At 28.8% G+C, this 12,411-nt stretch carries 15 protein-coding genes; 10 read left to right on the plus strand and 5 right to left on the minus strand.

Annotated features, from left to right (window positions below; genetic code table 11):
- Window positions 1-39: 39 nt before the first annotated feature.
- The gene (locus ACQY5W_RS10695; RefSeq protein ID WP_428024959.1) at window positions 40-831 is read right to left on the minus strand and encodes an energy transducer TonB; all 792 of its coding nucleotides are present in this window, start codon (window positions 829-831) and stop codon (window positions 40-42) included.
- A gap of 58 nt (window positions 832-889) precedes the next feature.
- Between ACQY5W_RS10695 and hemL the strand changes: the two genes are divergently transcribed.
- From hemL to ACQY5W_RS10715, 4 genes are read left to right on the plus strand one after another with little or no spacing between them, the layout of a single operon-like run.
- On the plus strand, window positions 890-2,170 hold the full coding sequence (gene hemL, locus ACQY5W_RS10700) for a glutamate-1-semialdehyde 2,1-aminomutase (RefSeq protein WP_428024960.1): 1,281 nt from the start codon (window positions 890-892) through the stop codon (window positions 2,168-2,170).
- A 9-nt stretch (window positions 2,171-2,179) separates the two neighbouring features.
- On the plus strand, window positions 2,180-2,494 hold the full coding sequence (locus ACQY5W_RS10705) for a pyrimidine/purine nucleoside phosphorylase (protein ID WP_428024961.1): 315 nt from the start codon (window positions 2,180-2,182) through the stop codon (window positions 2,492-2,494).
- A gap of 4 nt (window positions 2,495-2,498) precedes the next feature.
- Window positions 2,499-2,801, plus strand: a complete 303-nt coding sequence (locus tag ACQY5W_RS10710; RefSeq protein WP_428024962.1) for an AtpZ/AtpI family protein — start codon at window positions 2,499-2,501, stop codon at window positions 2,799-2,801.
- Window positions 2,794-3,321, plus strand: coding sequence for a hypothetical protein (locus tag ACQY5W_RS10715; RefSeq protein ID WP_428024963.1), 528 nt, complete (start codon window positions 2,794-2,796; stop codon window positions 3,319-3,321). The genes ACQY5W_RS10710 and ACQY5W_RS10715 overlap by 8 nt, the downstream gene beginning before the upstream one ends.
- Here ACQY5W_RS10715 and ACQY5W_RS10720 read toward each other — a convergent pair.
- Entirely contained in the window at window positions 3,308-4,000 is a 693-nt protein-coding gene (locus ACQY5W_RS10720) for a hypothetical protein (RefSeq protein ID WP_428024964.1), read from the minus strand. The genes ACQY5W_RS10715 and ACQY5W_RS10720 overlap by 14 nt on opposite strands.
- A 6-nt stretch (window positions 4,001-4,006) precedes the next feature.
- The gene (rpoD, locus tag ACQY5W_RS10725) at window positions 4,007-5,890 is read right to left on the minus strand and encodes an RNA polymerase sigma factor RpoD (RefSeq protein WP_428024965.1); all 1,884 of its coding nucleotides are present in this window, start codon (window positions 5,888-5,890) and stop codon (window positions 4,007-4,009) included.
- A 203-nt stretch (window positions 5,891-6,093) separates the two neighbouring features.
- On the opposite strand from rpoD, the gene ACQY5W_RS10730 reads away from it, so the two are divergent.
- The 3 genes from ACQY5W_RS10730 to ACQY5W_RS10740 all read left to right on the plus strand — a co-directional run bounded on the left by ACQY5W_RS10730 (window position 6,094) and on the right by ACQY5W_RS10740 (window position 8,662).
- Window positions 6,094-6,594 (plus strand): 3-isopropylmalate dehydratase small subunit, encoded by a 501-nt coding sequence (locus ACQY5W_RS10730; RefSeq protein ID WP_428024966.1) that lies wholly within the window; start codon window positions 6,094-6,096, stop codon window positions 6,592-6,594.
- Between the two features lie 2 nt (window positions 6,595-6,596).
- A complete protein-coding gene (gene leuB, locus ACQY5W_RS10735; RefSeq protein ID WP_428024967.1) occupies window positions 6,597-7,664 on the plus strand; it encodes a 3-isopropylmalate dehydrogenase in 1,068 nt (355 codons plus the stop codon).
- 68 nt (window positions 7,665-7,732) lie between these two features.
- Window positions 7,733-8,662: an exopolyphosphatase gene (locus tag ACQY5W_RS10740; RefSeq protein ID WP_428024968.1), complete on the plus strand. Its 930-nt coding sequence runs from the start codon at window positions 7,733-7,735 to the stop codon at window positions 8,660-8,662.
- Here the strand turns inward: ACQY5W_RS10740 and ACQY5W_RS10745 are convergent.
- Window positions 8,650-9,018: an HIT family protein gene (locus ACQY5W_RS10745; protein ID WP_428024969.1), complete on the minus strand. Its 369-nt coding sequence runs from the start codon at window positions 9,016-9,018 to the stop codon at window positions 8,650-8,652. The genes ACQY5W_RS10740 and ACQY5W_RS10745 overlap by 13 nt on opposite strands.
- Window positions 9,019-9,026: 8 nt before the next feature.
- Window positions 9,027-11,441 carry an HD domain-containing phosphohydrolase gene (locus ACQY5W_RS10750; RefSeq protein WP_428024970.1) on the minus strand — a complete coding sequence of 805 codons (2,415 nt, stop codon included), beginning with the start codon at window positions 11,439-11,441 and terminating at the stop codon, window positions 9,027-9,029.
- A 298-nt stretch (window positions 11,442-11,739) separates the two neighbouring features.
- Here ACQY5W_RS10750 and rpmJ point away from each other — a divergent pair, with 298 nt between their 5' ends.
- The 3 genes from rpmJ to rpsK form a co-directional block, all read left to right on the plus strand.
- Window positions 11,740-11,853 (plus strand): 50S ribosomal protein L36, encoded by a 114-nt coding sequence (rpmJ, locus tag ACQY5W_RS10755; RefSeq protein ID WP_041660148.1) that lies wholly within the window; start codon window positions 11,740-11,742, stop codon window positions 11,851-11,853.
- Window positions 11,854-11,855: 2 nt separating this feature from the next.
- The gene (gene rpsM, locus ACQY5W_RS10760) at window positions 11,856-12,218 is read left to right on the plus strand and encodes a 30S ribosomal protein S13 (RefSeq protein ID WP_298752691.1); all 363 of its coding nucleotides are present in this window, start codon (window positions 11,856-11,858) and stop codon (window positions 12,216-12,218) included.
- A 9-nt stretch (window positions 12,219-12,227) separates the two neighbouring features.
- Window positions 12,228-12,411 (plus strand): 30S ribosomal protein S11 (gene rpsK / locus ACQY5W_RS10765; RefSeq protein ID WP_428024971.1); only part of this gene is annotated, 184 nt, incomplete at its 3' end.

Below are 12,411 nucleotides of genomic sequence, written 5' to 3' on the forward strand. Positions count from 1 at the left end.
TTTTATAAATAATTTTTTTGTATTTTACAAAGTTTTCAATTAATAGTGCCTATAGTTGATTTTAATTATTATTCTTGTAGGCTCTTTAGGTCTAGGAAAATCTTTAAAAGCTATTTCAACTGTTTCTAGGATACTTTTATCATAAAATTCATATTTACCATTTTGTCTTATTTTTAAGTTTGAAATATCTCCATTGGGATACAGAATAAACTCAACAATATTGGTATCATTTTTATGTAATCTTATTGCAATGGCTGGAAATCGATAGTATCTTTCTAGAGTATTAACAATCCTTTTAAGATTATCTTGTAAAAATACTTTTTGAACTTTTGTAAAAGAACTATACTCTTCTCCATAAAGTTTTAAATAACTTTGAGTTATATCATCAAGTAATTTTATGTCCATTGGTGGGTTTGTCAAAAAGTTTTCTAAGGTATTTTGCTGAAGTTTAGTTGGATTTAGTTTTGTATAGTTTGGAATAACTTCATTTTGTTTTATTGGCTGTTGTTCAACTTTTTTAGGAAGCTCTTTTTTTACTTCTCTTTTTTTTGCAACTTCAATTTGGTTTTTAGTAACTTTTTTATATTGAAATTTTTCTTTTGTAGTCTTTTTAGGTATTTCTTTTTTTTCTTCACTTTTTTTAGGTTTTTCTTTTTGTTGTTGTACAGATTTTACTGATGATTTTAATGTTACATATTTTATATCTGATTTTTTTGTATTTTTTGATGTTGATGGTGAATCTAGTATTTCATCATTTTTTATTTTAAATGTTTTGAAAGTTAACAGATGAATGGATATTGATAAAATTAATGCGAGAATAATGTATTTCATAAAGTCAATTATAGTATAATAATGCTTTTAACTTAAAATAAATTATTCAGGAATGCAGATGTTTGAAAAGTCTATAAATGCTTATGAAGAAGCTAAAAAGGTAATACCAGGTGGAGTTGATTCTCCTGTTCGTGCTTTTAATAGTGTTGGAGGAACTCCTCCTTTTATTGCAAAAGGTGAGGGTGCTTATTTAATTGATATTGATGGAAATAAATATTTAGATTTTGTACAAAGCTGGGGACCTCTTATTTTTGGACATTGTGATAAAGATATTGAAGAAGCAGTAATTAAAACAGCAAAAGATGGATTATCTTTTGGAGCACCAACAGTTTTAGAGACTGAATTAGCAAGTGAAATTGTTGATATGTATGATAATATCGATAAAGTAAGATTTGTAAGTTCTGGTACAGAAGCTACTATGAGTGCTATTAGACTTGCAAGGGGAGTAACTGGTAAAAGTGATATTATAAAATTTGAAGGATGTTACCATGGACACTCTGATTCTCTTTTAGTACAAGCAGGTTCAGGAATGGCAACTTGCGGTGCTCCAAGTTCTCCAGGAGTTCCAGCAGATTTAACAAAACATACTTTATTATGTGAATATAACAACATTGAAAATCTAAAAAAATGTTTTGAAGAAAGCTCAGATATTGCTTGTATTATTATAGAACCAATTGCAGGAAATATGGGATTGATTCCTGCAGATATTGAGTTTTTAGAAGCTTGTAGAAAACTGTGTGATGAAAATGGTACTTTATTAATTTATGATGAAGTTATGTCAGGATTTAGAGCAAGTTTAACAGGAGCAAGTGGTGTTGTAAAACCACAAGCAGATATTATTACTTTTGGAAAAGTAATTGGTGCTGGTATGCCAGTTGGTGCCTTTGCATCAAATAGTAAAATAATGGCACAATTGAGCCCAGAAGGTAAAATTTATCAAGCTGGAACATTAAGTGGAAATCCAGTTGCTATGGCAGCAGGGCTTACAAGTTTGAGAAAACTTAAAGCTAATCCTGCTATTTATGAAGATTTAACTGCAAAATCAACAAGATTGATGAATGGTTTAAAAGATGTTGCTATTAAGTATAATATTCCTTTTCAAACAACAGTAAGAGGAAGTATGTTTGGATTTTTCTTTTGTGAAAAAGAGCCTAAGAATTTTAAAGATGTTAATAATTGTGATTTTGATAGATTTGCAACATTTCATAGAGAGATGATAAAAAGAGGATTTTATTTTGCTTGTAGCCAGTATGAATTAGGATTTATTTCTACTGTTATTACAAATAAAGATATTGATGCTTGCATAAGTGCAGCTGATGAAATTATGAAAAAATTTTAAGGATATAAAATGGGTGTTTTAAAAAATGTCGATTTAGAAAAAAAAGCAAATGTTTATTTTGATGGAAATGTTACAAGTAGAAGTTTTGTTGATAGTGATGGAGAGAGAAAATCACTTGGTATTATGATGCCAGGAACTTATAACTTTGGAACGGCAGCTGCTGAACTTATGGAAATTATTGATGGTGAGTGTGAAGTTAGATTAAAAGATTCTACTGAGTGGAAAACATATACTGCAAATACAACATTTTCAGTTCCTGCAAACTCTTCATTTGATATAAAAGTAAAAGTTCTAACTGATTATTGTTGTTCTTATTTAAAGTAATAGTATGAGTGAAGAAAATAAACAACCAAAACATTTAGGTAAGCTTCAAGCACTTGATAACTTATCTTTAGGTATTTCAATTGTTGCAGCTGTTATCATTGGATTTGCCATTGGTTATGGTTTAAAACAATGGACAGGTTATACATGGACATTATGGTTAGGAATATTTTGGGGAATAGCTGCAGCTGGACTAAATATTTATAAAGCATATAAAAGAGCACAAAAAGAGTTTGAGGGAATGGAAAATGACCCTCGATACTCCTATAGAGCAAAACATGGAGATAAAGCAAACGAAGATGATGATTAAAAAATTTGCCAAACTATTTTTTATAATAGATTTTGGTGTAGTTCTTTTTTGTATCTTATCAAATAACTATCTTTGGTTGATAAATACTCAAGTAGCATTTATCTCTTCATTATTTATCTCTCTTGCTACATTTCTTTCATACAAGAGAAACGTAGCTAAGAGATTAGAAAATATAGATTACGATGCAACACTTTCTAATGATAGAGATGAGATAGATAAAATTGATGACCCTTATGATTTATATTCAGAAGATGAGATAAATGAAAAAACAGAATTCTCTGCAAAAGAGATTAAAGACATAATAAAAGAAGAAAAATCAAAAATCAAACAAAATAGTATAAAAAACACAATATATACAACAACTAGTTTTATCTCTATTTACAGAGTAGTTGGTTATGCCTTACTTGTGTTTGGATTTTTTTCATTAAGTAATAATGGAATATTTAGTGCAATGCCATATTTAGCAGGACTTTTTATTGTCCCACTATCAATGCTTTGTGCAAAATTTATTTTAAAATAAGCGGTAAATCAATTATCGCTTTATCACTCTCTAAAGATAGAATCATTGAACTTTTATTTTTATCATGTTTAATTGACTCAATATCATATCCACAATCATCTGCATAGATTTCTATAGTAACTAAAGAGTGCTTTTTTTCATTTAGTTTAATATATTCACCAGTTTTTAGTTTAACAGAGGTATTTATAATTGTACATGTTTTATTAAAGGCATCATAAATGCTATTTAATAACTTTAAAAAGTCAGATGCAACCATCAAAAATTCTGGAATGGATGGGTCATAATTTTTGATGAATTTAGTCTCTGACTTAGTTTTTCTTGTGGAGATTGTCAAATCAACAAGTGTAAAAATATTTGTTTTAGAAACATTTTTTGGTGCATATTTCTTATCTTGCTTAACACTAGTACTTTTATATAATTTCATATGAATTTCATCATCATTTTCATAGGTAACAGAAATAGCATAAAAAATATAATTATGTAAAGTTAAGTTTATATATGTTGTTTCAAAACCATAGTTTGCAGGAGCATATTTTAAAGCAAAATCATAAAGTTGTTCTTTTTTAACTCTATTTAGTAAAAATTGTGCTTCTTGGTTTGTGTATAAAATTTTACCTTGAGAAGAGAAAGATAAAATAGGATTTAAATCTTGCTCTACCCAATTTTCATAGATACTCATTAATTATTAGCTTTCCACGTAATTTTTAAGGTTTTTTCCAACTTTAGGGTGTTTTAGTTTTTTGATTGCACTTGATTCAATCTGTCTTACTCTTTCTCTTGTAACACTTAACTCTTTTCCAATCTCTTCAAGAGTTCTATCACTAGCATCATCCATAAGACCAAATCTCATTCTAACAACTGCTTGTTCTCTTTCGTTTAGTTGAGCTAATATTTGATCAATTTGATTTTGTAAATCTTCTTTCATAATATTATCAACAGGAGTTGGAGCTTTTTCATCAGGTACAAAATCTCCAAATTTACCATCTTCATCACTTCCAATTGGAGCTTCTAAAGATACTGGCTCTTTTGTGATTTTAATTACTTGTTTTACTTTATCAACAGGAAGTCCAACTTCTTTTGCGATTTCATCCACATTTGGCTCTTTTCCGTTTTCTTGAATACCTTTTCTTATGATTTTATTGATTCTATTAATAGTTTCAATCATATGAATTGGAATTCTAATAGTTCTAGCTTGGTCAGCAATCGCTCTTGAAATTGCTTGTCTAATCCACCATGTTGCATAAGTAGAGAATTTATAACCTTTTTTATATTCAAACTTATCAACGGCTTTCATAAGACCAATATTTCCTTCTTGGATTAAGTCTAAGAAAGGTAAACCTCTATTTGTGTATCTTTTTGCAATAGAAACAACAAGTCTAAGATTTGATTTTGCCATTCTTGTTTTTGCTTCATCAGTGATTTTTTTACCACGTTTGATTTGCTCTAGTACATCTAATAACTCTTCAGGTTGTAAGTCAAATCCACCTTTAGAAGCTTCTGCTGTTTGGAAAAGTTTTTTGATTTCCATATAAGTAGAAACCATAGTTGCTTCAGGAACCATAGCAGTAATTTGTACTTTTGATAAGTTAATAATATTATCTAAAAGCTTTTCATGGTTTTTCTTTAATGTATCATTAAAAAGTGGTAATTTATACTCTAATCTTTTTAATTCAGAATCAAAACCTGTATCTGATTTAAGTGCAGTTTCCATAGCTTTTACAATTTCTGTAATAAGTTTAGAAGTTGGTCCTAAATCAATTAAAGCTTGTTTTAATATCTGTTTTTTAAATGCAGTTGATAGGTTAAAAGTAATAATATCAAACTCATCATCAGATTTTGCTGTCTCTTTAGCTTGAAATTTTAACCAATCTTTTTTTGCTTTTTCCAATACTTTAAAAGCTGCAATGATAGTTTCTGCTCTTTTATCAAGTTTTCTTTGTTTTTTACCACCACTTGCTTCTTCATCAGTTTCAATATCATCAATATCTTCATCATCAGATAACTCTTCAACTTCTTCTTCTATCTCTTCTTCATCATCACCATCTTCATCATCGAAGTTTCTAAAAAGTTCTTTAACTTTTCTTTCTCTATTTACCAATGGCTCTTTATATTCTAAAATAAAATCAACTAAGTACGGAACGAAACAAATGGCATCAAGAATAATATCTTCACCCATCTCTATTTTTTTAGAGATTTCTATTTCTTCTTCTTTAGTAAGTAATGGGATTTGTCCCATCTCTCTTAGATACATTCTTACAGGAGAATCAGATCTTGACCACTCTAAAAGCTCTTTATTTTTTAATAAGTCATAAACACTATCTTCCCCATCGATTAGTTTATTTCTTTGGTCTTCTCTTTTTTTTGCTTCAACAGCATTCATTAGTTTTGCTTGTTCTTGAGCTGTCATCATATTTACATTATATAATTGCATTAATGCAATTAGTTTTTTAATATTTTGACTTGAGGGAGCTTTTGGGAATAATTTTATAACTTTTTCAAAAGTTAAGGTTGAATCTTTGTACTCTTTTGCTAGTTTTTCAATTTCTTTATTTAAATCTTTTGCACTCATATTTTTTGTAAGTTCCTTGCTTGAAAGATAAGTCAGATATTATACCGAAAATTGTTAAAATAACTATTAATTTTTGATGTTTAATCTATTATTTCTAAAAAATTAGATAAAATTCGACTTTGTTAGAGATAAAAATTATTAAAAGAAAAATAAAATTTGATTATTAAAAATCATTTATTTTTTAATTTTAAAGGATTAAAAATATGAGTAAAATTACTGGTAAAGTATGGAATTTTGGGGCAAATATTGATACTGATATTATAATAGCAGCTAGATATTTAAATAGTTCAGACCCAGAGCATCTAGCTAAATATATTATGGAAGATGCAGATCCTTTGTTTCCAAAAAAATTACAAAAAGGTGATATTATTGTTGCTGGAGAGAACTTTGGATGTGGAAGTTCTAGAGAACATGCACCTATTGCTTTAAAAGCTGCAGGAGTTGCAGCGGTTGTTGCTCCATCTTTTGCTAGAATTTTTTATAGAAATGCGTTTAATATGGGATTACCAATATTTGAATTACCTGAATCTTTAGAGATAAAAGAGGGTGAAGAGATATCAATTGATTTGGATAATGGTGAGATTACAAATAACACTCAAAATAAAACATATAAATTTACAGCTATTCCTCCTTTTATGCAAGAGTTAATTGCAAGTGGTGGATTAATCAATTATGCTAAAGCTGAAATGAATAAGGATAAATAATAATGAAAACATATAATATTTCAGTAATAAAAGGTGATGGAATTGGTCCAGAAATTGTTGATGAAGCTATTAAGGTATTGGATACAGTTTCATACAATTGTGGTTTTACATTAGAATACAAAGAGTATTTAATGGGTGGTGTTGCTATAGATATGACAGGTGTTCCACTTCCTGAAGAGACTGTTCAAGGTGTTTTAAATTCTGACGCATGCTTATTTGGTGCTATTGGTGGTGAAAAATGGGATACATTACCAAGAGAACTTAGACCTGAAACTGGGCTATTAAAGTTTAGGGAAGCAATGGGTGTATATGCAAACTTAAGACCTGCAATTATTTATGATGAACTTGTAAATGCTTCAACATTAAAACCTGAAGTTATTGAAGGTGTTGATATTATGGTTGTTAGAGAACTTATTGGTGGTATTTATTTTGGACAACCAAGAGCTAATGATGGTTTTAAAGCTTATAATACTATGGTTTATACAAAACCTGAAATTGAAAGAATCGGTAAAACTGCATTTGAATTAGCAATGAAAAGAGATAAAAGAGTTTGTTCAGTAGATAAAGCAAATGTTCTTGAAGTTTCTCAATTATGGAGAGATACTATGGAAGAAATTGCAAAAGATTATCCAGAAGTTCAATTGTCTCATATGTATGTAGATAATGCAGCTATGCAGTTAGTGCGAAATCCAAGACAATTTGATGTAATAGTAACTGGAAATATCTTTGGTGATATTTTATCTGATACTGCATCTATGGTTGTTGGTTCTATTGGACTTTTACCATCTGCCTCAACTGGAGATAAAACAGCTATTTATGAGCCAATTCATGGTTCAGCTCCTGATATTGCAGGGCAAGGAATAGCAAATCCTATTGCAACAATTGAAAGTGCTGGTATGATGCTTAGATACTCTTTAGGTGAAACTGAAGCTGCTGATTTAATTGATGCAGCAATTAAAAAAGCATTAAAAGATGGTTACAGAACAAAAGATTTAGCAGCATATGATGCAAAAGAGATTGTTACAACTTCCGAGATGGGAGACATCATCGCAAATAATTTAAGAAAATAGTAATTAAAAAATTTTTTATTTATAATTAAAATGTTAGAATTGAAGAAATAATTTTTTAAAGGTATCCAATGGGTGAAAGAAAATATAGATTAATTACAAGAAGTGATATGGATGGATTAGTGTGTGGTACACTACTTTCATATCTTGATTTAATTGATGATATCCTATTTGTTCACCCTAAGGATATGCAAGATGGACTTATAAAAGTAACTTCTAATGATATAACAACAAACCTACCTTATGTTGAAGGCGTTCATTTAGCTTTTGACCATCATTTTAGTGAAACATTAAGAAATGAAAAAAGAGATAACCATATAATAAATCCAGATGCCCCAAGTGCGGCACAAGTTGTATATGATTATTATGGTGGAGATGAAGTTTTTCCTATGAGATTTATTGGTATGATGCGTGGAGCCAATAAAGCTGATAGTGCTGATTTTACTATTGATGATATATTAGAACCACGAGCTTGGGCATTGTTAAGTTTTATTATGGATTCAAGAACTGGTCTTGGAAGATTTAAAGATTTTGAAACTTCAAATAAACAATTAATGAGAAATTTGATTGATTATTGTGCAAAACATAATATTGATGAAATTTTAGAAATTGATGAAGTTAAACAAAGAGTTGATTTATATTTTAAATATGAAAAAGAGTTTAACGAACAACTAAAAAAATGTACAAAAATATATGGAAATGTTGCAGTTATTGATTATAAAGATGAAGAAATAATTTATCCTGGAAATAGATTTTTAGTATATGCAATGTATCCAGAAATAAACGTTTCTATACATGTTAGTTATACTTTTGATAGAGATAAATTAGTTTTCTCAACAGGAAAATCAATTATAAATAAAACTTCAAATACAAATGTTGGTGAACTTATGCTTAAATACGGTGGTGGTGGACACAAAGCTGCTGGTGGTTGCCAAATACCTCTAGAAGATGCTCCTAGAGTATTGGAAGAGATTATTGAAACGTTAAATCAAGATGGTTGATTTAACTTCTCTTTTACTATTTTATAAAACTCTTTAAACTCTTTTAGATTTAACTTACTTTCCCTTTGCATTTTCCCCCACATAGGTTCTGGGAAAAAAGAGTCTTCCTTAAATCTTGCCATTATATGAAAATGTACATGTGGTACATAGTTTCCAAAAGAAGCGATATTTATTTTTTCTGGATTAAAATAACTTATCATCTCTTTTTCAATAATATCCAAAGCTCTTAATATCTCCATTTTAGTTTCATTGTTACATTGGCTAAATTCTTTTAAAGCTTCTTGTGTAAAAACTTTTAGCCAAGGTATTTCACTTTTTTCTATTTCTACTCTTATTAAATTATTTTCATAAATCATTTATGTTCCTATACATTATTAAAATCAACTGTGATTTCATCCATTTGTTCTTCACTTAAGTATTTATTTGCATAATCAAGATGTAGATTATTATCCACAAAAAATTTAACTATGTCTCTATCTAAATGTTCATCTTTTACCATAAATGATAAAATTTTAAGTGATGTATTAAGTGAGTTTGCTTTTTTATATGGTCTGTCATTTGCTGTAAGTGCTTCAAATACATCAGCAACTGCAAGTATTTTGTCCTCAATCGTCATAGGTAAATCAAAAATTTCTGGGGCTGAATAACCACCTCCTTTTACCATTTTATGATGAGAACCTGCAATAACAGGAACTCTTCTTAGTTTTTTAGGAAATGGCATAGTTTCAAGCATTTTATATGACATTGTAACATGATTATTAATGACATCTCTTTCTTCATTAGTTAATGTACCTTTTCTAATACATAAATTATATACTTCATTTTCAGTAAGCAAATTTGTTTTTTTACCATTGATTTCAAGTTTTTCTTTTGCAATTTCATTTATTCTATTTATCTTTTCATCTTCCATAAATTCGCTACCTGTGTTACATGTAATAACAAAGTCTAAGTCATCATTTAGTGAAGAAATTTTATTATGATAGTTTACAGTTAATTCTTGTTGCTCTTTTTGTGAAGAAGTTTTTGAAAGGTTTTTATAATATTGTAATTCATAATCTTTTTTTACTATTTCAAATTTTGCTTTTACTGTTTCTATTCTGTCATAGATAGTTTCAAGTTTTTTACCTTTATCAACAACATATTCAGGTGTAACAATTTTTCCAATATCATGAAGCCAAGCTGCACGACTCATTTGTTTTACTTCATCAGGAGTAAATTTTATATCTTTGAATACTGTATTATCATTATTAATTGCATTTGTAAGTGTTTCTGCAATCTCTGCTACTCTATTAATGTGTCCAGCTGTATATTCTGATTTTTCACCAATAGCTGTCGCAATTGATTTGATGAATGAATCCAAAAGGTTTTCTAATTCTGAAATTAATCTATTATTCGTAATTGAAACAGCTGCTTGTGATGCCATAGATTCAATTAATTGTTTGTCATCATTTGTAAAAGTGATAGTGTTACCATTACTATCCATTTTATTTAATAACTGAAGTACTCCAATAACATCATCATCATGATTTTTCATTGGGATTACAAGCATAGATTTTGTTCTATATCCTGTTGATTCATCAAACTTTTTTGTTCCCTCAAAGTTGAAATCTTTTGTTTCATAAACATCAGGAATGTTAATAAGTTTACCTTCTAAAGCACAAAGGGCTGCAACCATTTGTTCATTTGGTGTACCATCTTCAAGGTATAAAGGAAGTTCAGGCCATGTTATTTTTCCCTCTGTTCCTCCCATTTTTATACCTAATGAATCTGTTTGTACAACTTGAAATTTTAATCTTTTTTCATCATCCGTTACTAAATATAATGTTCCTCCATCTGCGTCAGAAAACTCTTTTGCTCCTAGAAGTATTTTTTCCATTAATACATCAAAATTCTTTTCACTTGTAAGGGATTTACCTATATCAATAAGTTTTTTAATCTCTTTTCTTTTTATATTTGATCTTTTTGTATTATATGCTAAATATTCATTGGACAAAGATATAACATCTCCATCATCAAGGATTTTCCCATCATTAAGCAGTAAATTTAAATCATGGATTTCTTGTCTTAATTCAGTTTCATAGGCTGGTTTAATATGATTAATATATATTCTTACATCATCTCTTTTTAATTTTGTTAACTCATCTTTTAATAATGCTGGGGTTAAATGTTTGCTATCAGAAGCAAGTGTTTTAAATCTTGAAGGAAATGATACATCTATTATTGCAGTTTTAATATTTAAATTGTTATTTATATTATCCCATATTGCATCACAGCAATATGTATCTGATGAAAAAAGTACTGCATTGTCATTTTTACTAATAATATATCCACAACTTGATTTTGTATGATTATTTTCTACAGCTGTAACTTTTGTATCATCATCTAAAATTATTGTTTCATTTATTTTTATTGGTACTAATTCAATTGCTTTAAAGTTTTGTCGAACCAGTTCTATCTCACAAAAATCAGGCCAAATTTCCCAATTAAATATATGATTTTCCAAGTCTTTAATAGTTTTTTCTATTCCATATATAGTTATTGGTTTTGTTCTTTTTTCAAAAAATCCATCAATCAAATAAGGGATGTCATTTATATGATCTAAGTGAGAGTGTGTTAAAAAAATATTATCAATAAATTCTGCATTTTCATCTAAACCTCTTATGATATTACCTGCATCAATCACACTATTAGTATTTATTTGTATACATGTAGTACTTGATTTTGTACCTTTACTACCATACGCACCTAATATTTTAATTGAGTTTTTCATTATTTTCATTATTTTCTCCAATTATTGTTGAATGATTATATCCAATATATTTTAAAATAATTTTTTTTTGATAGATATATTCTTAAGTAAGGTAAATTTAATTAATAAAACCTTAAGTAATCTTTAAATATAATCCAATTCCATTTTTCAACCACAAAAGAGTTTTTTATAAAATTTTTGTGTTTTATAAAGAGTTGGTAGGAAGAGAGCAAGTGGACATTTGAATTATATGTAAGTGAAGCAGTTCACTTTTTATTCACGCTTCTTGCCTGTTGAAAATGGAGAAAAAACACAAAGGAAAGCAACTATGAAAGTTAGAGCTTCGGTTAAAAAAATGTGTGACAAATGTAAAGTTGTCAAAAGAAGAGGGATCGTAAGAGTAATTTGCGAGAACAAAAAACACAAACAAAGACAAGGATAATCATGGCGAGAATTGCGGGTGTTGATTTACCAAACAAGAAAAGAATGGAATACGCATTAACGTATATTTTTGGGATTGGGTTATATAACTCAAGATTAATCCTTGATGCTACTGGTATCTCTTATGACAAAAGAGCTCATGAGTTAACAGAAGATGAGGCAGCAGCTATCAGACTTGAGATTCAAAAAAATTACCAAGTTGAAGGGGATCTTAGAAAAAAAGTAGCTATGGATATTAAAGCACTTATGGATTTAGGTTCATATAGAGGTTTAAGACATAGAAAAGGTTTACCATGTAGAGGGCAAAAAACTAAAACTAATGCTCGAACTAGAAAAGGTAAAAAAAGAACTGTTGGTGCAGCGTAAGGATAAACAATGGCAAAAAGAAAAGTAACTAGAAAAAAAATAGTAAAAAAGAATATTGCTGATGGTATCGTACACATTGCGGCATCATTCAACAATACTATGGTAACAGTAACTGATAGAGCTGGAAATGCAATTGCATGGAGTTCTGCTGGAAACTTAGGTTTCAAAGGTAGTAAAAAATCTACTCCTTTTG

It is taken from the genome of Arcobacter sp., from assembly GCF_050300555.1.
GTDB lineage: Bacteria > Campylobacterota > Campylobacteria > Campylobacterales > Arcobacteraceae > Arcobacter.

Excerpts from the sequence above, each read along its gene's own strand:
- ACQY5W_RS10695 (WP_428024959.1), bottom strand. The coding sequence starts at position 831 with ATGAAATACATTATTCTCGCATTAATTTTATCAATATCCATTCATCTG.
- hemL (WP_428024960.1), top strand. The coding sequence starts at position 890 with ATGTTTGAAAAGTCTATAAATGCTTATGAAGAAGCTAAAAAGGTAATA.
- ACQY5W_RS10705 (WP_428024961.1), top strand. The coding sequence starts at position 2,180 with ATGGGTGTTTTAAAAAATGTCGATTTAGAAAAAAAAGCAAATGTTTAT.
- ACQY5W_RS10710 (WP_428024962.1), top strand. The coding sequence starts at position 2,499 with ATGAGTGAAGAAAATAAACAACCAAAACATTTAGGTAAGCTTCAAGCA.
- ACQY5W_RS10715 (WP_428024963.1), top strand. The coding sequence starts at position 2,794 with ATGATTAAAAAATTTGCCAAACTATTTTTTATAATAGATTTTGGTGTA.
- ACQY5W_RS10720 (WP_428024964.1), bottom strand. The coding sequence starts at position 4,000 with ATGAGTATCTATGAAAATTGGGTAGAGCAAGATTTAAATCCTATTTTA.
- rpoD (WP_428024965.1), bottom strand. The coding sequence starts at position 5,890 with ATGAGTGCAAAAGATTTAAATAAAGAAATTGAAAAACTAGCAAAAGAG.
- ACQY5W_RS10730 (WP_428024966.1), top strand. The coding sequence starts at position 6,094 with ATGAGTAAAATTACTGGTAAAGTATGGAATTTTGGGGCAAATATTGAT.
- leuB (WP_428024967.1), top strand. The coding sequence starts at position 6,597 with ATGAAAACATATAATATTTCAGTAATAAAAGGTGATGGAATTGGTCCA.
- ACQY5W_RS10740 (WP_428024968.1), top strand. The coding sequence starts at position 7,733 with ATGGGTGAAAGAAAATATAGATTAATTACAAGAAGTGATATGGATGGA.
- ACQY5W_RS10745 (WP_428024969.1), bottom strand. The coding sequence starts at position 9,018 with ATGATTTATGAAAATAATTTAATAAGAGTAGAAATAGAAAAAAGTGAA.
- ACQY5W_RS10750 (WP_428024970.1), bottom strand. The coding sequence starts at position 11,441 with ATGAAAATAATGAAAAACTCAATTAAAATATTAGGTGCGTATGGTAGT.
- rpmJ (WP_041660148.1), top strand. The coding sequence starts at position 11,740 with ATGAAAGTTAGAGCTTCGGTTAAAAAAATGTGTGACAAATGTAAAGTT.
- rpsM (WP_298752691.1), top strand. The coding sequence starts at position 11,856 with ATGGCGAGAATTGCGGGTGTTGATTTACCAAACAAGAAAAGAATGGAA.